We start from the raw sequence: 18,963 nt of genomic DNA on the forward strand, positions 1-18,963 counted from the left end.
CGCCGCGGACCTCAGCCGAGGGAGGTGAGCGCCCGGCCGAACAGGTCGATCTCGCGCCGGGTCGTGTACGGCGCGAGACCGATCGTCACCGCACCGCCTTCGTCGTTGACGCCCAGCGCGTCCAACAACCGGCTGCCACCGTGCGAGCCGGCGAGCACGGCGATCCGCTTATCGGCCAGTTCGGCCGCGATCTTCTCCGCCTGCATACCGTCGATGGTGAAGCTGACCGTGGGAATGCGGGTGGATGCCCGGCCGATCACGGTGAGACCGCTGATCTTGTCGAGGGTGCTCATCAGATGGTCGAACAGCTGGTCGTGGTAGTCCTGCAGGGAGGTCACCGAAATCTCGAGCCGTTCCCGCCGGGTCCCCTCGGCGCGTTCGTCCAGCCCGGCCAGATAGTCGATCGAGGTGGTGAGCCCGGCCAGCAACGCGTACTGGTGACCGCCCACCTCCAGCCGTTCCGGCCCCTTCGCGTACGGATTCAACGCCATGGACGGGATCCGGTCCAGGAACGCCGGGTCCCGGAAGACCAGCGCCCCGACCTGCGGCCCACCCCAGCTCGGACCGCTCAGCGCGACCACATCGGCGTTCAGGTCCTCGATATCGATCAGTGCGTACGGCGCCGCCCCCACCGCATCGGCGACCAGCAGCCCGCCGACCTCGTGGACCCGTTCCGCGGCAACCCGCACCGACGGCGCCGACCCCACGATCGGCGAAGCCGCCGTCAGCGCGACCAGCCGCGCGGTGGGCCCGATGAGCTCCTCGAACTGCCAGGCCGGCATTTCACAGGTCTCGATCTCCACCTCGGCCCAGCGCACATGCGCGCCGTACCGGTTGGCGATCCGCAGCCACGGCGCGACATTCGCCTCATCGTCCAGGCGCGACAGCACGATGCCCGTCCCCAGGCCCAGCCGGGAACTCAGTGATTCGGACAGCCAGGACAACAGGACCGCGCGGTCGGGACCCAGTACGACGCCGCTCGGGTCGGCGCCGACGAGATCCGCGACGGCCACCCGGGCGTCGTGCAGGATCTCCGCGCTGCGCTTGGCGGCACCGTGGCGGCCGATATGGGTGAAAGACGACGAGCGGAACCCGGTCGACACCGCGCGCGAGACAGAATCCGGAACAAGCATGCCCGCCTGCGGAGCCAAGTTGATCCAGCCGTCGGCCAGGGCGGGAATCAGTCCCCGGACCCGCGCGACGTCGTAAGTCATGCAGGCCACTTTAAGGCCAGCGGCCTCCGCCCGGTAACCCTGGTCCGGCCCAGTGCGCCAGACTTGCCGCCCGCGCGACCCGCACTACGACCACCGGCTTTAGCGCGTTCGCCGCGAACACGACATGATGGGGAGCATGACGCAATCGGATGACGCATCGGAGCCCGTTGTCGTGATCGGCCCCGAAGGCCGCCCGCTGGTGTTGCCGCCGGGTGCCGCGTCGAACGCGTCGTATGCCGGCGGGGAGAACTCCACGGGCGACGAGGCCGAGGGCGACCGCACCGAAACGCTCGCCGATATGGTCGAACAGCCGGCCAAGGTGATGCGGATCGGCACCATGATCAAACAGCTGCTGGAGGAGGTGCGGGCGGCCCCGCTCGATGACGCCAGCCGCACCCGCCTGGCCGAAATCCACAAATCTTCCATCCGGGAACTGGAGCAGGGGCTGGCCCCGGAGCTGCGCGAGGAACTGGAACGGCTGGCGCTGCCGTTCAGCGAAGACGCCGTCCCCTCGGACGCGGAACTGCGGATCGCGCAGGCGCAGCTGGTGGGCTGGCTCGAAGGTTTGTTCCACGGTATCCAGACGGCGCTGTTCGCCCAGCAGATGGCCGCGCGAGCCCAGCTCGAACAGATGCGCCAGGGCGCCCTGCCACCGGGTGTCCACGCCGGTGAGGGCCGCGGCGGCCAGCAGGGCCACACCATCGGGGGCACCGGGCAATACCTCTGAACGCGGTGGTGTATATGCCAGGCGTTACCGGATCGTATTGCCGGGGTAGTGTCGTGCACCGTGCCTGCAGCTTCCGCTCGCCCCGACCTGGTAACCCCTGAAGATCCGGCGAGCACCGACGAGAGCTCGGTGCGCGCCGACCACACTCCCGCCGCAGATGAGAAGCCCGTGAGTTCCGAGCAGACCCCGGTAGCCGATACCGATATCGGCCAGGTGAGGGCCCCGGCCCCGATCGAGCCCGATTCACAGTCCTGGGCCCGCGCATGGCGCGATATCCGCGACGGCTTCCGGCAACGCGAACTATGGCTCTCACTCGGCTGGCAGGACATCAAACAGCGCTACCGGCGTTCGGTGATCGGCCCGTTCTGGATCACCATCGCGACCGCCGTACAGGCCACCGCCATCGGCATCCTGTACGCGGCGCTGCTCGGTCAGCCGCTACAGGAATACCTGCCGTACGTCGCGGTGGGCCTGATCGTGTGGAATGTCATCAACGCCTCGATCCTCGAGGGCGCGGATGTGTTCATCGCCAACGAGGGCCTGATCAAACAGCTACCTTCGGCGCTGAGCGTGCACGTGTTCCGGCTGGTATGGCGGCAGATGCTGTTCTTCGCCCACAACCTGCTGATCTATGTCGTGGTCCTGGCGCTGTTCGGGGTCTGGCGCGATCTGCACTGGACGGCGATCGCCGCGGTACCGGCGCTCGTGCTGCTGTTCATGAACGCCATGTGGGTTTCGGTGCTGTTCGGTATCTTCAGCACGCGCTACCGCGATATCGCGCCCATCCTCGGCAGTATGACGCTGATGCTCTTCGTGCTGACCCCGGTGATGTGGAGCACCAAGAGCCTCGAGGCCCAGGGCGGCGAGGTCGCCGAACGAGCCCGCGTGGCCGAAGTGGTTCCCACCTACCACTACCTGGAGATCGTGCGCGCGCCGCTGCTCGGCGACGACCAGAAGCTGTACCACTGGGCGATCGTCGGCGCGATCACCGTGGTCGGCTGGATCGCGGCCGCGATCGCCCTGAAGAAGTACCGTTCGCGCGTGCCCTACTGGGTTTAGGAGTCAGCCGGTCATGACCGATCAGGTGAGTATCGAAACCCGCGACGCGTGGGTGGAGTTCCCGATTTTCGACGCCAAATCGCGGTCGCTGAAGAAGGCGTTCCTCGGCAAGGCGGGCGGTTCGATCGGCCGCAATCAGTCCGATGTGGTGGTCGTGGAGGCACTGCGCGACATCACGCTGTCGCTCAAGGAAGGCGACCGGGTGGGCCTGGTCGGCCATAACGGCGCCGGTAAATCCACCCTGCTGCGACTGCTGTCCGGTATCTACGAACCCTCGCGCGGCAGCGCGCGCATCCGCGGGCGGGTGGCGCCGGTATTCGATCTGGGTGTCGGGATGGACCCGGAGATCTCCGGGTACGAGAACATCATCATCCGCGGCCTGTTCCTCGGGCAGACGCGCAAGCAGATGATGGCCAAAATCGACGAGATCGCCGATTTCACCGAACTCGGCGAATACCTGTCCATGCCGCTGCGCACCTATTCGACCGGTATGCGGGTCCGGCTGGCGATGGGCGTGGTGACCTCCATCGATCCCGAAATCCTGCTGCTGGACGAGGGTATCGGCGCGGTCGACGCGGAATTCATGAAAAAGGCCCGGATCCGGCTGCAGGAACTGGTCGCCCGCTCGGGCATCCTGGTTTTCGCCAGCCACTCCAACGAATTCCTCGCCCAGCTCTGCGATACCGCGATGTGGATCGACCACGGCCAGATCCGGCTACAGGGCGGAATCGAAGAGGTGGTCCGCGCCTACGAGGGTCCGGACGCGGGTAATCATGTGGCGACGGTATTGCGTGAACTGGAGGCCGAGAAGTCCGGTGGTTCCACCGCCGGAGCCGGTGAGCCCGAACCGCAGCCGGCCGACAGCGAACGAGAACTGGAGAAGAACCAGGTATGAGCGAGTCAGGCCCGGAGGGGGCGGCCGTATCCACGGACCCCACCGCAGCGGTACTGCCCGCGGTCGACTACAGCGCCGATGCGACCGTCGTCGCAGTAGTGGTGACGCATAAGCGGCGTGACCTGCTCGCCGAATCACTGAAAGCCGTGGCGACCCAGTCGCGTCCGGTCGATCACCTGATCGTGGTCGACAACGGGAACGAGGACGAGGTGGCCGAACTGGTCGCCGATCAGCCGGTGCCGACGACCTACCTCGGTTCGGCGCACAATCTCGGCGGCGCCGGCGGGTTCGCGCTGGGCATGCTGCACGCGCTGAGCCTGGGTGCGGACTGGGTGTGGCTGGCCGATGACGACGGCCGCCCCGACGGGCCGGAAGTACTTGCCACGCTGTTCGATTGCGCCCGCCGCCACGAACTCGTGGAGGTTTCGCCGGTGGTGTGCGATATCGACGAACCCGACCGGCTGGCTTTCCCGCTGCGCCGCGGTCTCGTGTGGCGGCGGCGGCGCTCCGAGCTCGGTGACGACGATTTCCTGCCGGGTATCGCCTCCCTGTTCAACGGCGCGCTGATCTCGGCGCAGGCCGTGGACGTGATCGGCGTACCGGATCTGCGGTTGTTCGTGCGCGGTGACGAGGTGGAGGTCCATCGGCGCCTGGTGCGCTCCGGATTACCCTTCGGCACCTGCCTGCAAACGGCGTATCTGCACCCGAACGGTGCCGCCGAATTCAAGCCGATCCTGGGCGGGCGGATGCACACCCAGTACCCGGACGATCCGGTGAAACGCTATTTCACCTACCGCAACCGCGGGTATCTCATGTCGCAGCCTGGTATGCGAAAGCTGCTGCCGCAGGAATGGATTCGTTTCTCCTGGTTCTTCCTGGTAACCCGCCGGGATCCGGCCGGTTTGCGCGAGTGGTTCCACCTGCGCAGCCTCGGGCGCAACGAGCAATTCCAGAAACCGGATTAGTCCCGGATCGCCCATACGCCTCATATCGGTCAACCGATTCGTAACAGGGGTTGACGGCGGATGCGAGAGTTTCCTCCCCAGCAGGTAGGTTCGGCTGGCAATCAGCATGATTCGGGAGGAGATCGATGAGTTACCCCGGCGGTCAGCCGCCTCAGGGAATGCCCGCACCCGGCCAGTATCCGGCGCCGCAACCACAGTTCGCGCCGCCGGCACCGCATCCGGGCGGGCAGCCGCAGCAACCAGGGGGACCACAGGGGCAGCAACAGTGGGGCGTGCCGCCGCAGGGATTCGGGCAGCCTCCCGGGCAACGGCAATACCCGAGCAGTCCACAACCCCAGCCGGTGGGGCAACCACAGTTCCAGAGCGGACCGTACCCGCAGCCGGGGCAGCCGCCGGCACAGTTCGGGCCGGGTGGGCAGCCCGGGCCGTACGGTCAGCAGCAGCCGGGGCAGCCGGCGCCGAACGATCCGCCGGGAATCACGGTGGACTGCTCCTACACACCCATGGCCTTCCTGCTGGCCATCACCAAACCGAAGATTTTCGTGAACGGGCAACAGGTGCCGAATACGCGCTGGGGCGCGAACCATATCCCGGTCGGCGCCGGTAACTATCACCTACGCGTGGCGACGCCGTGGTTGTTCGATATGGGTCCCGCTGAGGCCCCGGTTCCTGTTCAGCCGGGGCAGGCGGTCCGCTACTACTACCGGACGCCCGCGATCATCTTCATGAACGGCGCGATCGGGCCGGTACCGCAGAAGACACCCGGCATGGTGGTGATGTACGTGCTGTGGGCGTTCATAGCGCTCATGTTCGTGCTCAACATCGCCGTGATGGCCTCGATGTGAGTTGACGCGACGCGCTCGGCGGACCGATACCGGCCCGCCGAGCGCCCACGTATATCCGACACCCGCGCGATCCCGTGGCCTGCGCCGAATCACCGCCACGCCCGTAATGCCGAATGGCGCGCGATGCGGCGGAATCCGCGCGTTGCGAGAACAGTCACGGCCCCCGCTCACCGGAGCACGGCCCGGATCGGCCGGAAACTGTCGAAACGGCACGAGGCGGGGATCACGACCCGCCTGACCTGCGAGGATCGCGCACCCCCTGGGCAACGCACGGTCCGTTGCCTAGGCTCGGACCGCATGCGCCGACCATGTGGTGAACCGCTGGGCGGCGGCCGCGACGACAAAAGGGGCAGGCTATGACGGCAACGGGAGACAAACCACTGAGCGGGCGGACGATGATCATGTCCGGCGGCAGCCGGGGCATCGGCCTGGAGATCGCCAAACGGGCCGGCGCCGACGGCGCGAATATCACCCTGATCGCCAAAACCGATCAGCCGCATCCCAAACTGCCCGGCACCATCCACACCGCGGCGGCCGAGATCGAGGCCGCGGGCGGGACGGTGCTGCCGTTCGTCGGCGATATCCGGCTCGACGATTCGGTGGCCGAGGCCGTCCGGCAGACCACCGAACGTTTCGGCGGGATCGATATGGTGGTGAACAACGCCTCCGCCATCGACCTGTCCCCCACCGACGCGCTGGCGATGAAGAAGTACGACCTGATGCAGGACATCAACTGCCGCGGCAGTTTCCTGCTCTCCAAACTCTGCATTCCGGAACTGCGCAAATCCGCGGCGGCCGGGCGTAATCCGCATATCCTCACCCTGTCGCCGCCACTGAACCTGGACCCGAAATGGGCGGGTTCCTCCCTGGGCTACACGATCGCCAAGTACGGCATGTCGCTGACCACGCTGGGCCTGGCCGAGGAACTGAAATCCGACGGTATCGGCGTGAATTCGCTGTGGCCACGCACCACCATCGCCACCGCCGCGGTGCGCAATCTACTCGGCGGCGACGAGATGGTGAGCACCTCCCGGACCCCGGATATCTACGCCGACGCGGCCTACCTGGTGCTCACCTCACCGGCCGCCGAAACCACCGGCAATTTCTTCATCGACGACGACGTACTGGCCGCCCACGGCATCACCGACCTCGAAAAATACCGCGTAACCCCCGGCGACGGCCCGCTCACCACCGACCTCTTCCTCTGATCACCGGCGGCCCACTTGCCGCGACGCGCCGGCGACCCGCGCCCGGCGGACAGACAGCTGTTACCGGCTGCTGAGTCCGCACGAATGGGGTGAGGTCGCCGGGGTGTCCCGGCCGCACCGTGCGCGTCGAGGCCGGTAGCCGACGGGCGCGGTCTCCCCCGTACTGGACGACCGGTGTCCTCACCGCCGCGCGTCGTGGGCCGACCTCCGTCGGCAGGCTGGGCGGCGGGGGTCGCAGGACGAGTCTGCACAATGCGGCCCTCGCACCCCTCGACGAGCGAGTGGTGGCCGCATGCGGGCGACACGCAGGGTGCGGCGCCACGGCCGCGGGCAACCGGCTACCGCGGAGCGCTGCGCGCGCGAATACCGACGGGTACGGGTGGAACGCCCCGGTTCCACCCGTGATCAGTTCATTGCCCGTTGATGCTGTACAGCCGCTCCCAGTTCTCGCGACTGGTGAGTTCGGCGTGGGCGCTGCGGTAGCGCTCCTGCAGCGTCGGCAGTTCCTTGCGCAACCGGCGCAGGACCCGCAGCGTGCGCAGCAGCAGGGCGCGCGCCCGCGCCTTGTCACGTTTGCGTACCCGCACCCCCGATTGCGAGGCGTCGGTGACGACCACATGGTCGAACAGCGAGACATGCCACCAGTGCGCGTCCTCGCGGGTCACTCCCATGAGCCCGTACTGCACCCGGCCGGTCCACTGCTGGATCGCCCGTTTGACCAGTACTGCCAGTAGCCGGCTCGGTTCGCCACCGGCCCGGCGTATCCGGATATCGGCGGAGTTCACCGTCGGGGTGGCGGCCGGATGTTTCACGGTTTCGGGGTAGTCGGCGCGGCTGGTGCGGGCCCGGCGCAGTACCTCGGTGCCGCCGTCGCGGAGAATCTGCGGCCCCTGCAGGAAGTCCTCGATGCCCTGCAGTGTGGTGTGGGCGAGACCGTACTGCATCCCGACCAGGTACTCCGAGATATTGCGGAGCAGCTGCCGGGAAACGGTGCCGGCGTCCAGGTCGGTATGCATGGCGCTGACGATCAGCGAGTTACGGGTGCTGAAGTAGCGGGCCCAGTCGTCGAAATCCTTCCAGTAGAAGTCCGCGTGCCACACCGCCGCGTTCGGCAGGGTGACCGTGACGAACCCGTGCTCGCGGGCGCGGACCCCGTACTCCACATCGTCCCACTGGAAGAAGATCGGCAGCGGCAGCCCGATCTTCTTCACGACCTCGGCCGGGATCAGGCAGGTCCACCAGGCGTTGTAACCGGCGTCGACGCGGCGTTCCTGGTTCTTCTTCAGCATGCTGGTGTTGCGCAGCGCCTTGGGCACCTTCTGGCCGTGCATCAGCTTGTCCAGGTGCACATCCTCGGCGCCGACGTTCAGGTAGTCGGGGTTGAGCAGGAACAGCATCTGGGCGCCGACCAGGGTCGGTTCCACGGTGAGGTTGGCGAAGGCCTGCAACCGCAGCACGGTTTCGGGTTCGCAGAGAATATCGTCGTCCATGAGGATGACGTCGGCGTGGTCGTTGGCCGCCGACACCTCGTACAGCCCGCGAGTGAAACCGCCGGCGCCGCCCAGGTTGGGCTGGCGGATATAGCGCAGTTTCGCGCCGAGCGCGGGCCGGGTTTCCTGGTATCGAGGCTGGTTCTCCACCAGATCGGTGCCCTGGTCCACCACGTATACCGCGTCGAGGGCGCCGAGCACCGTCTCGTCGGAGGCCAGTGCCGCGACGGTTTCGGCGCAGTCCTGGGCGCGGTTGAAGGTGCAGATGGCGATGGCCACCGGGCGGACGGTATCGGGCGCCGGGGCGGTCCAGGTGAGGTCCGAAACGGCCAGTTCCCCGCCGACAGCATCGAATTCGAGCCAGAGTGCCCCGCCGTCGACGAACTGATCCAGTGGCGCGGTCAGGGTCACCGAGCCGCTGGTGGTGATCTCGGTGCTGCCGACGATGCGGCGGTGCCCGGCGATATCGGAGGCGACGATCCGCGCTCTGGCGTGTTTGCCGACGTGCAGGGTCATGGTCGCCTGCACTTCGGTCACCACGGTCCAGCGCTGCCAGTAGCTGGCGGCGAAACGGCCGAAGTAGGTGTTGGTGTGTGCGGTGGCGCCCTTTTCCAGGTGCAGGCTCATCCGCTCGCGGGTGGCGCGGCCCTTGACCACCGCGTACAGCTCGTCGCTGATCTTGGGTGACGGTCCGGTGAAGATGCCCCGGGCGAGCACGAGCCGGTCCGGTGCCCGGTGGTGTTCGGCGCGCAGCGACTCCGGCGCGACCGCCGAGTGTTCGTTCGTCTCGCTAACGGCCTGCATAGCCGACTGGTCCATGAAGTCCTCGAAATCCTTATATGCCGACGGGACCGACATGTCCCGGAATACGGTTCGCGGCGGGCCCGAGAATATCAATCAGCCACGCCGGTCGCCCGTTCGGTCGTTTCCCTATCGCCTTCGCCGGTAAACACGAACTTGTCATAAGCCCAATACCGGAACACCACCGCGACAATCTGACCTATCAGTGTTCCAGAAATATTGTCGGCCAGCGGGGTGGACAGATCCAGCACATACCGGGAGAAACCCAGGCAGCCCAGCTGCAGCCCGATGGCGATCACATTGATCAGCGCGTACATCACGTATTCGCGAGCCGGGCTGCCGGTTTGCTTATGCGAGAACGTCCACCATTTGTTGCCGAAGTAGGTGACCACGGTCGCCACCGCGATCGCGATGATCTTCGCGGGCAGCGGGACGTGGAACATCACCCCCTCGCCGCCCCAGGCGCCGAAGTTGAACACCAGCAGGTTGTAGGTGCCGGCATCGACCAGGAACCCGATCACCCCGACCACCAGGAACGCCGCGCTCTGCCGTAACCCGGCGCGCACTCGCGCGGCGAGCGAACGGGGGGCCGGCGCGCCGGTGTCGACCACGGCCGACGACTCACCAGATGACACGCGCCGACGGTACCGTAGTGACCTGAGCCATCGAGCCCGGCACCGACCCGGTACTCTCCCCGTGTTCCCATATCCATCGATTTCGAGGATTTGACCAGGTGGAGTCCACCGTTCTGCGCGTTGCCGCCGTGGTTCCGTGCCACAACGAAGAAGCGTCGGTCGCCAAGGTCGTCACCGACCTCAAGGCGGCGGTACCGGGGATCGTCGTGTACGTGTACGACAATCTCAGCACCGATGCCACGGTCGAGAAGGCACAGGCCGCCGGCGCCATCGTGCGCAAGGAACTGGCCAAGGGCAAGGGCAATGTCGTACGCCGTGCCTTCGCCGATATCGAGGCCGATGTGTACCTCATGATCGACGGCGACGATACCTACGATGCGGCCGCGGCCCCGCAAATGATCGAAACCCTGCTCTCCGGCCCCTTCGACCATGTGCTCGGCGTCCGGAAGCAGGATGTGGGCGGATCGGCCTACCGGGCGGGCCACGAAACCGGTAACCGAGTCCTCAACGGCGTGGTCGGCAAGGTTTTCGGCGAAAACGTCGAGGATATGCTGAGCGGATTCCGGGTGTTCTCCCGCCGCTTCGTCAAGAGTTTTCCCGCCGTATCCCGGGAATTCGAGATCGAAACCGAACTCACCGTGCACTCGCTGCATTTGCGCGTTCCGAAGGCCGCCGTGCCCGTCGGCTTCCGGGATCGGCCCGCAGGCAGTGAGAGCAAATTACGCACCTACCACGACGGATTCAAAATCCTCGCCCTGATCTTCGGCCTGGCCCGGCACGAGCGGCCGGTCGCGTTCTACGGCCTGTTCGGGACACTGGGCTGGTTGGTCTCGGTGGTACTGACCATCCCGATCATCGCGGAATACTACGAATCGCATACCGTGCCGCGCTTCCCCACTCTCTTCCTGGCGTGCACACTGCTGCTGGTGGGGTTCCTCGCCTGGACCGCAGGCCTGATCCTGGACGGTATCCGCCGCTCCCGGCACGAAGCCGCCCGGCTGATCTACCTGCGCTACGAAGCTCCGACCGCGGCGCGACCGGCCGCTTCGACCGGCGAACCCCAGCCGGATCCGGTGGCCGGGGACGTCCGTTGATCGCCGATACCGAGACCCGTCCCGCCGGAAACGAGCGGGCCGCGGGCAGAAAACGCCTGTCCGCTCCGGCCCGCGCCGGCCGCGCCGTGGTCCACCGGGCCGGCCCGGCGACCGTCGCCTTCCTCCTACTCGCCGGGATCTTCGGCCTGGTGTTCGCGGTGATGAGCCCGCCGTTCTGGGGCCACGACGAACTCACCCAGTTCGGCCGCGCCTACCAGGTATCGCAGGGCGGGCTGGGTCCCACCGAAATCGAGGACGACCGCGGCGTCGCCTACGGCGGTGAAGTACCGGCCTCCGTGGAAGCGCTCATGGGGTTCGCGCTCGACGATTACACCCACAACCCGGGCGAGCCCTTTCCTCTCGTCGCCGACCCCGGCACCTACCAGCGGCTGAGCGACGCACCGGTCACCGATGAGCGGAAAACGGTGTGGTTCACCAATACCGCGGCGTATTCGGCGGTGCCCTACATCCCGAACGCGATCGGTATCTGGGCCGCCGACCTCGTCGGTGCCGATACGGGCACCCTGGTACGCCTCACCAGGCTCGCCGGACTGGCCTCCTACCTACTGGTGGTCGGTTTCGCGCTGTGGGCGCTGCGGGCGCACCGAATCCAATGGCTGGCGTTCACCGTGGCCGTTCTGCCGATCGCGGTGTTCCAGGCCGGCACCATCACCGCCGACACCCTCACCAACGCGCTGGCCCTGCTGGTCTCCGCGCTCCTGGTGAAGGGGCTGTTCCTCGGGGACCGGCTGGGTCGCACCGAAACGGTCGCGGTGATGGCCTGCGCCATCCTGCTGCCGTTGTGCAAACCGACCTACATCCTGCTGGCCATGCTGGTGGTACTGATTCCGGCCGAGCGAATGGGCCTGACCGGGTGGCGCCGTTGGATCACCTGGGCCGCCGCCGCCGTGGGTGCCGTCGGCTTCGCGGTGTGGATGAAGATCGCGGCACCGACCGGCGAGGGCACCAGCCTGATGCGCCCGCAGCACCAGTGGTACACGGTCGATACCGGCGAACAGTTGATCGGCATCCTGACCGACCCGTTCGGTTTCCTGCGCACCTTCTGGGAAAGCATTCTGCGCCGCGACCACGAATGGTTCACCGAGTTCTTCGGCGAACTCGGTTTCGCCTACGTGAACGTGCCCGCCACCGCGATCGTGGCCTGCCTGCTGGCCCTCGCCGTGAGTGTCGGGACGGCCGAACGCTTGGCCCGCCCGGATTTCCGGCGGACGCTGGTGGTCGCACTGACCATGGCCGCCAGTGTCGCGATGATCTACGTAACGCTGTACATGTCGTTCACGCCGGTCGGCTACTACATCATCGACGGCGTCCAGGGGCGGTACTTCATTCCGCTGGCCCTCGTGACGTTGGCGGTGCTGTTGCGCTGGATGCCGTTCCGACTGCGCGGCCCCGAGGACCGCGAGCCGGGGCGGGGCGCCGCGGTGACGATCGTGGTGGCGGCGACGATCGCGCTGGTTGCGACGGTCGCGAAGTATCACATCTACGTCTGGGCGTAGGTCTAGGGCGCGGCGATGGTTCGTTCGCCGGCTTCGGCGTAGGCGCGTTCGGTGGCGGCTTTGACGGGGCGCCACCAGGATTCGTTGTCCCGGTACCAGGCCACGGTGGCGGCCAGGCCGGTCCGGAAGTCTGCGTAGCGGGGGCGCCAGCCGAGTTCGTCGCGGAGTGTGCTCGCATCGATGGCATAGCGCTGATCGTGCCCGGCGCGGTCGGTGACGAAATCGAAATCATCGGGGGCGCGACCGAATTCGGCCAGTAGTAGTTCGACCACGGTGCGGTTGCCGAGTTCGCCGTCCGCGCCGATCAAATACGTCTGGCCGATCCGGCCGCGTTCCAGCACATCCCAGACGGCACGGTTGTGATCGTCCACGTGGATCCAGTCGCGGATCTGCTGTCCGCCGCCGTACAGTCGCGGCCGCACGCCGTCGATCAGATTGGTGATCTGGCGTGGAATGAACTTCTCGACATGCTGATACGGCCCGTAGTTGTTGGAGCAGTTCGACAGGGTGGCGCGGATCCCGAAGGACCGCACCCACGCGCGGACCAGCATATCGCCGGACGCCTTCGTCGCCGAATAGGGACTCGACGGGTTGTACGGCGTGCATTCGGTGAACGCGGGATCGCCGGGGCCGAGATCACCGTAGACCTCGTCGGTGGACACATGGTGATAGCGCACACCGTGGCGGCGCACGGCCTGCAGCAGGGCGTAGGTGCCGACGATATTGGTCTGCACGAACGGCCACGGTTCGGTCAGAGAATTGTCGTTATGCGATTCGGCGGCGAAATGGACCACCGCGTCCACCCCGCTGACCAGTTCGTCGACCAGGTCGAGATCCGCGATATCCCCGTGCACGAAATCGATGCGGTCGGCCACCGGGTCCAGCGAGCGGCGGTTACCGGCATAGGTGAGCGCGTCGAGGACCGTGACCGTCACCTCCGGCCGCTCGGCGACGGTCTGCTGGACGAAGTTGGCTCCGATGAACCCGGCCCCACCGGTCACGAGAAGACGCACCCGTCCACTCTACGTCCCGGTACGCAGTTCACGCGGGCAGTCGATCCGCTCCCCAGCTGCGGTGCACATAGCCGACGACCCGGTCCAGTTCGGTGCGGTCCACCGAGGCCAGTTCACCCGGCTCGAGCGGATCGAAGTGGAAGATGTAGAGCCGGGAGGCGAACTGTTCGAACGGCAGCGACGCCTCACCGAAGCGTTCGCCGTGGCCGGCCGTACCCACCACGACCCCGTCGCCCCAGTCCTGACCGCTGTCGTTGTTCGGGTTGTAGAAGTAGACCCGCATCCGGTCCTGTGGATCCAATGCGACCCGCAGGATGGTGATCGCATGCCAGCCCACGAACCGCGCGGCGCTGTCGGTCACCGCGACCCCGGCCGGCTGCGGGTGGATCAACGGCTGGTTGCCGTTGTGGAACGGGTGGTAACTGGCATAGAAGTGGCGCAGGAACTCGTCCAGATCGGTGAGCTGCCCGGTGGCCACATCCACGTTGATCCGGAAGCCCCGGCCCGACCACCAGCCGTGGAATTCCGGGTTCACCCAGCGGTGCGGATCACCCTCGCGATCGGCGCACTGCCGGCCCATTTCCGCGTAGATACGGTCCAGATGCGGCACCACCAGCAGCGATACCGGGTCCAGATCGACCGGCAGCTTCGTGGCGACCCCGCCCGCGCTGTCGCGCGAGGAGATGGGCCGGCCTTCGAAATGCATGACGACCTCGTCGTCGCGTGCCGCCCACGCCAGCGTCTGCAGCAGATAGTCGGGGTCGTTGTAGGCCCACATCGACAGCGCGCGGGCCGACTGACAGGTGGGGTTGTCGCCCTGACCGACGCCGAGTGGCAGCCCCAGTATGGACAGCATGCCCGCGAGCAGGCGGGCATGCGGGTCCGGTTCGGGACCGAATGCCTGGGTGAGCCGTTCGGCCGAATACGGCGACAGCTGCAACGCGAGCTGCCGCCACAGCGCCGGAGCGACGGGCGGCTGATAGAGGATTCCGCGTTCCAGCAGCAGGGCGATCCCGTAGATGCACTGCGCGGTTTCGACGTGTACGGCGTCGGCGATGAGACGGCGTACCAGTTCGTGGTAGCACAGCAGGCATTCGCGGCCGGTGCTGGACAGGCCCAGCGCCTCCCCCAGCAGGTACTCGCCCTTGCCGAGCAGGAAACGCACCAGCACAGCGTGATACGGGGAGACCAGGCCGGTGTCGTGCATGGACCGGGCGAAACCCGCGGTCTCGTACGCCAGCGCACTGTCGTCCATGGTTTCCAGGCGCTCCCGGTAGACCTCGACACCCGGATCCTCCCGGCACGCCTCGGTCGTGCCGTAGAGGCTGCTGATCAACCTGTCGGCACCGAGTCCGGCGGCGCCGAGATCGATATCGGGGTTGGTCCGGGCGACGGCGATCTGGGTGATCATCCGCTTCACCGGCTCCACCTGGATCGGCCGCTGCCGCAGGATCCGCCAGATCTCGTCGACCAGGTTCTCCAGCACCTTCTCGTAGCCGATCTCCTCGACGAGATGGCGCAGCAGCTCCCGCGAAACCTGGGCCATCCGGCCCTGCTGCGCCCGCTCCGCCTCGGTGGGGGGCGTGAACAGCAGGGTCAGGTTCATGGCCAGCACCTGGGACAGATGATGGTTCGCCTGTTCGGCGGAGATCATCGGGTGCACGTACTCGCCTTTGGCCACCGCCAGCAGCCGCAGATTGCTCACCGTCTCCAGCACCACTGTGTCGGCGTTGGCGCTGCGCAGCGAACCGGTGCTCAACGAGGGGATCAGAATCTGCGGCTGCGCCCAATCCGTACCGCGGAACAGCCCGGCCGATTCCAGCCGCGCCGCCCGGGCCCGGACGGCCGCACAGCCGCCGGGCAACAGCAGTACTCGGCGCAGCGCCGCGAGAACCCTCGACAGTTTCAGGTGTTTGCCGAAATCGCTGGTGTCCGCGAGCAGCTGCGTCGCGTCATCCAGCAAGGCCAGACGTCTGTCGAGGGTTGCCCCGTCGCCGCTGAGTGGGGTCAAATGAGGATCCTCCCCGTGATCAGTGCCTATGGCGTATGAGCGACGGCCCTGCGTGGTTACGCTGCGCTACCGCCTTCGGGCCCGAGTCGCTCATACGCGAAACCGCCGAACGAATCAGATGTAGAAATCGAGCTCTTCCTGTCGCTTCAGCAGATCCCGCAAAGTGTACGGGTCGTCACCGAAGAAGTACAACAGGCCCCAATGGTTGCCGAACGCGGTACGTTTGGTCACTTTTTCCGTCAGCGGTTCTGCGAGCTCGTGGGTTTCGAAATATTCGTGGTCCTCGGTCTCGTCGGGTACAGACAGCTGGCTTACCACACGCCGCCGCGGATATACCCCGAAGCAGCCGGCGTGGCCTTTCGCATCCTCCACTTCCCGGGGAAAGAAGTTCTCGATCTCTTCCTCGGTGGTCTTCGGGTCGAAAGCCAGAACGAGGGCATGGTAGGCGTTGAACCCGTACGAGCGCTCCAGCAGTTCGAACACCTTGAATCCGGGCGGCCGGTAGGCGACCTCACCGAAGTACATCTCCCCGTCGCTGGTGACGAAGTATTCCGGATGCACGAAACCGAATTCGATATCGAACGTTTTGATCAACCGCTCGACCTGTCGGGTGATCTCCGACCGGTATTTTTCCAATTCGGGCGTCGCGGGGACGAAAACAGAATAACCGAGAGTGACGTATTCGGAGATGTTCAGGAAGCATATCCGGCCGTTGTGGATCCAGGCCTCCACCGCGAATTCCCAGCCGTCCAGATGTGACTCCATGAGCACGGGGAACTCGTCGTCGGGGATCGTATCGATCTCGTCCGGGGTCCGGATAACGCGGTGTCCGAGACAACCGGCCTTGTCGAAGGCCTTCACGTGAATGGGATCGTTGGGGTCGCCGTCGAGTTTCAGCAGGGTCTGGTTCACTCGCTTCAGAAAACGGATCACATCATCGCGTTCGTGCGCTTCCTCGAAGATTCCGACGCGGATCCCGCCCAGTTGCGCACGCCGCTTCATCAGCGCTTTGTCGCGCAACAGCATGGCCTGCCCGAAAAGGCGCGGATTGTCCATCAGTACCGAGTTGATCGCACCCGCCCATTCGACGGTTTCTTCGAAGATGGGGATGGCGACGTCCACGCCCATATCCTGTAATGTCTCGGCAATTTCCATCGATCGATCGTTGAGCCGCTCGAAATTCCAGGGGATATAAGGTATGCCGTTGTCGGCGCAATAATCCGCCACCCACTCCGGCGCTACCACAACGTAGCGCCGGTCGAAACGATCCACCGCTTCCACAGCATTCAAACTCCAACCCAGCAAGGCCACGTAACCTTTATCCGGGTTGTACTCTTCATCCGGTTTCCGAACTCTGGATTCTGATGCCGAAATCGACAAAACCTCTCCCCTCTCGACCACATCTACAGCTCGCTGAATCACGAGGGCGTCGGTTCACAGGCGAAAATCCGGCCACACCGCCGGCACAGATATCGGGCAGCTACCGAATCCGCGTCGAAAGTTCGAATTCGCCGTGGACCGGAAAATGTAACGCCCTCATTTCTACCGAGTACCCGATGTTTCCGGAACGAAACCGGCAGGCGGGTCCCGGACCACGGAGAGCCTGCCGCACGAGCGCCGCCGCACCCGGGCTGGCACACTGATCGAACATGCGCGGAATCATTCTGGCGGGCGGCACCGGGTCACGGTTGCATCCGATCACGCGCGGGGTGAGCAAACAGCTGGTCCCGGTCTACGACAAGCCGATGGTCTACTACCCGCTGTCCACCCTCATGCTGGCCGGTATCCGGGACATCCTGGTGATCACCACGCCCGAGGACGCCGAATCCTTCACGCGGCTACTCAGCGACGGATCGCAGTTCGGCATCTCGATCAGCTATGTGGTGCAGCCGGTTCCCGACGGCATCGCGAAGGCCTTCGTGCTCGGCGCCGGCCATATCGGCAGCGACTCCGCCGCGCTGGTGCTGGGCGACAACATCTTCCACGGCCCCGGCCTGGGCACCAGCCTGCGCCGGTTCGCCGATATCGACGGCGGCGCCGTCTTCGCCTACCGGGTCTCGGATCCCACCGCCTACGGTGTCGTCGAATTCGCCGACGGCAAGGCGATCTCCATCGAAGAGAAACCGAAGGTCCCCCGCTCGAACTACGTGGTGCCGGGGTTGTACTTCTACGACAACGACGTGGTGGAGATCGCCCGCGGACTCGTCCCGTCGGCGCGCGGGGAGTACGAGATCAGCGATATCAACCGGGCTTACCTGGAAGCGGGCCGGCTGGGTGTCGATGTGCTGGCACGGGGCACCGCGTGGCTCGACACCGGCACCTTCGATTCGCTGCTCGACGCCGCCAACTACGTGCGCACCGTCGAGGAACGCCAAGGCCTGAAGATCGGCGTGCCGGAGGAGGTCGCGTGGCGGATGGGCTATATCGACGACGAACAACTGTGCCTGCTGGCCGACCCCCTCACCCGCTCCGGTTACGGTAAGTATCTGCTCGATCTGCTCGAGCACGGACGGAGTTGGTGAGTAGGTAGATGCGGATCAGTGAGATGTCGGTCCCCGGCGCCTGGGTCTTCAGCCCCACGGTCCACGGCGACGATCGGGGCTGTTTCGCCGAGACCTTCCGCGCCTCGGAGTTCGAGAAGGCCACCGGCCGGCCGTTCGATCTGCTGCAGGTGAACACGTCGGTATCCGCCGCCGGGGTACTGCGCGGGATCCACTACACCGACGATCCGCCCGGCCAGGCGAAATACGTCACCTGCGTGCGCGGCGCGTTCCTGGATGTGGTGATCGACCTGCGGGCCGGATCCCCCACCTTCGGCCGCTGGGACAGCGTGCTGCTCGACGACCGCGACCGGCGTTCGGTGTTCCTCTCCGAGGGGCTCGGGCACGCCGTCCTGTCGCTGGCCGACGATTCCACCCTCACCTACCTCTGCTCCCTCGAATACAGCCCCGAATTCGACCACGATCTGGACGCCTTCGATCCGGATCTGGCCATCGACTGGCCGACGGCCGGTCGCGACGGGCAGCGGCTCACCTATCTCCGTTCACCGAAGGACGCGGCAGCGCCGCGGCTGCGCGACCGCTGACCGCCCGGGCGATCCGGGACCAGCGTCGAAACATTGCCCAGAACCCGTCCTCCGGCGCGGTTTCCGCCGGATTCGCCGAGTCGCCGGTTCGGCGGTAATGTCGCTGCGCGGCGGTTCCGTGACGGAGCCGCCCCCACGGTGCCGGTGAAATCACCGGCCCAGGCGCCCCGGCTGCCGCCGGGCCGGTTCTCGGGGGATTCGTCCACTGACTCACTGGCCGTACCGGGATCCTCCCTGGATTCCACCCGGGAAGCCGACCGTGACCAGGTATAGCGGTGCCGGCCACTGCTATTCCCCTGTGGAAAGGAATGAGACCTAGCCGACAGTCGAAAAAATTCGCTGGAACGGCGTAACGCCACGGGGACCCGGCACCGATACGACCCATGAAAGCCGGAGCTGATCTA

General features: G+C 66.1%; 16 protein-coding genes. 10 read left to right on the forward strand and 6 right to left on the reverse strand.

Annotated elements, in window-relative coordinates:
• Positions 1-11: 11 nt before the first annotated feature.
• Positions 12-1,214 carry a cysteine desulfurase-like protein gene (locus ACFWPH_RS12795; protein ID WP_378750376.1) on the reverse strand — a complete coding sequence of 401 codons (1,203 nt, stop codon included), beginning with the start codon at positions 1,212-1,214 and terminating at the stop codon, positions 12-14.
• A gap of 136 nt (positions 1,215-1,350) precedes the next feature.
• On the opposite strand from ACFWPH_RS12795, the gene ACFWPH_RS12800 reads away from it, so the two are divergent.
• The 6 genes from ACFWPH_RS12800 to ACFWPH_RS12825 all read left to right on the forward strand — a co-directional run bounded on the left by ACFWPH_RS12800 (position 1,351) and on the right by ACFWPH_RS12825 (position 6,913).
• Complete coding sequence (locus ACFWPH_RS12800) at positions 1,351-1,941, forward strand: bacterial proteasome activator family protein (protein WP_378750378.1); 591 nt, start codon at positions 1,351-1,353, stop codon at positions 1,939-1,941.
• A gap of 204 nt (positions 1,942-2,145) precedes the next feature.
• Positions 2,146-3,000, forward strand: coding sequence for an ABC transporter permease (locus ACFWPH_RS12805; protein ID WP_378750726.1), 855 nt, complete (start codon positions 2,146-2,148; stop codon positions 2,998-3,000).
• A gap of 13 nt (positions 3,001-3,013) precedes the next feature.
• Positions 3,014-3,895 carry an ABC transporter ATP-binding protein gene (locus ACFWPH_RS12810; protein WP_378750380.1) on the forward strand — a complete coding sequence of 294 codons (882 nt, stop codon included), beginning with the start codon at positions 3,014-3,016 and terminating at the stop codon, positions 3,893-3,895.
• Entirely contained in the window at positions 3,892-4,860 is a 969-nt protein-coding gene (locus tag ACFWPH_RS12815; protein ID WP_378750382.1) for a glycosyltransferase, read from the forward strand. The genes ACFWPH_RS12810 and ACFWPH_RS12815 overlap by 4 nt, the downstream gene beginning before the upstream one ends.
• A 125-nt stretch (positions 4,861-4,985) precedes the next feature.
• Entirely contained in the window at positions 4,986-5,705 is a 720-nt protein-coding gene (locus tag ACFWPH_RS12820) for a hypothetical protein (RefSeq protein WP_378750384.1), read from the forward strand.
• Between the two features lie 356 nt (positions 5,706-6,061).
• A complete protein-coding gene (locus tag ACFWPH_RS12825) occupies positions 6,062-6,913 on the forward strand; it encodes an SDR family oxidoreductase (RefSeq protein ID WP_378750386.1) in 852 nt (283 codons plus the stop codon).
• Positions 6,914-7,323: 410 nt separating this feature from the next.
• Here the strand turns inward: ACFWPH_RS12825 and ACFWPH_RS12830 are convergent, their stop codons facing one another.
• Positions 7,324-9,222, reverse strand: a complete 1,899-nt coding sequence (locus ACFWPH_RS12830; protein WP_378750388.1) for a glycosyltransferase — start codon at positions 9,220-9,222, stop codon at positions 7,324-7,326.
• 74 nt (positions 9,223-9,296) lie between these two features.
• On the reverse strand, positions 9,297-9,839 hold the full coding sequence (locus ACFWPH_RS12835; RefSeq protein ID WP_378750390.1) for a GtrA family protein: 543 nt from the start codon (positions 9,837-9,839) through the stop codon (positions 9,297-9,299).
• A 98-nt stretch (positions 9,840-9,937) separates the two neighbouring features.
• On the opposite strand from ACFWPH_RS12835, the gene ACFWPH_RS12840 reads away from it, so the two are divergent.
• Entirely contained in the window at positions 9,938-10,933 is a 996-nt protein-coding gene (locus ACFWPH_RS12840) for a glycosyltransferase (RefSeq protein ID WP_378750392.1), read from the forward strand.
• The gene (locus tag ACFWPH_RS12845) at positions 10,930-12,450 is read left to right on the forward strand and encodes a DUF2142 domain-containing protein (protein ID WP_378750394.1); all 1,521 of its coding nucleotides are present in this window, start codon (positions 10,930-10,932) and stop codon (positions 12,448-12,450) included. Before ACFWPH_RS12840 ends, ACFWPH_RS12845 begins: the two co-directional genes overlap by 4 nt.
• Positions 12,451-12,452: 2 nt before the next feature.
• Here ACFWPH_RS12845 and rfbB read toward each other — a convergent pair whose 3' ends face one another.
• The 3 genes from rfbB to ACFWPH_RS12860 all read right to left on the reverse strand — a co-directional run bounded on the left by rfbB (position 12,453) and on the right by ACFWPH_RS12860 (position 16,629).
• Complete coding sequence (rfbB, locus tag ACFWPH_RS12850; protein WP_378750396.1) at positions 12,453-13,463, reverse strand: dTDP-glucose 4,6-dehydratase; 1,011 nt, start codon at positions 13,461-13,463, stop codon at positions 12,453-12,455.
• 28 nt (positions 13,464-13,491) lie between these two features.
• On the reverse strand, positions 13,492-15,474 hold the full coding sequence (locus ACFWPH_RS12855) for a hypothetical protein (RefSeq protein WP_378750398.1): 1,983 nt from the start codon (positions 15,472-15,474) through the stop codon (positions 13,492-13,494).
• A 114-nt stretch (positions 15,475-15,588) separates the two neighbouring features.
• A complete protein-coding gene (locus ACFWPH_RS12860; protein WP_378750728.1) occupies positions 15,589-16,629 on the reverse strand; it encodes an acetyl-CoA carboxylase biotin carboxylase subunit family protein in 1,041 nt (346 codons plus the stop codon).
• A 494-nt stretch (positions 16,630-17,123) separates the two neighbouring features.
• Between ACFWPH_RS12860 and rfbA the strand changes: the two genes are divergently transcribed.
• Together rfbA and ACFWPH_RS12870 are read left to right on the forward strand one after the other, a co-directional pair.
• Complete coding sequence (rfbA, locus tag ACFWPH_RS12865) at positions 17,124-17,996, forward strand: glucose-1-phosphate thymidylyltransferase RfbA (protein ID WP_378750400.1); 873 nt, start codon at positions 17,124-17,126, stop codon at positions 17,994-17,996.
• An 8-nt stretch (positions 17,997-18,004) separates the two neighbouring features.
• Entirely contained in the window at positions 18,005-18,559 is a 555-nt protein-coding gene (locus ACFWPH_RS12870; RefSeq protein WP_378750402.1) for a dTDP-4-dehydrorhamnose 3,5-epimerase family protein, read from the forward strand.
• Positions 18,560-18,963: the final 404 nt, after the last annotated feature.

This window comes from Nocardia sp. NPDC058499, from assembly GCF_042719915.1.
GTDB lineage: Bacteria > Actinomycetota > Actinomycetes > Mycobacteriales > Mycobacteriaceae > Nocardia.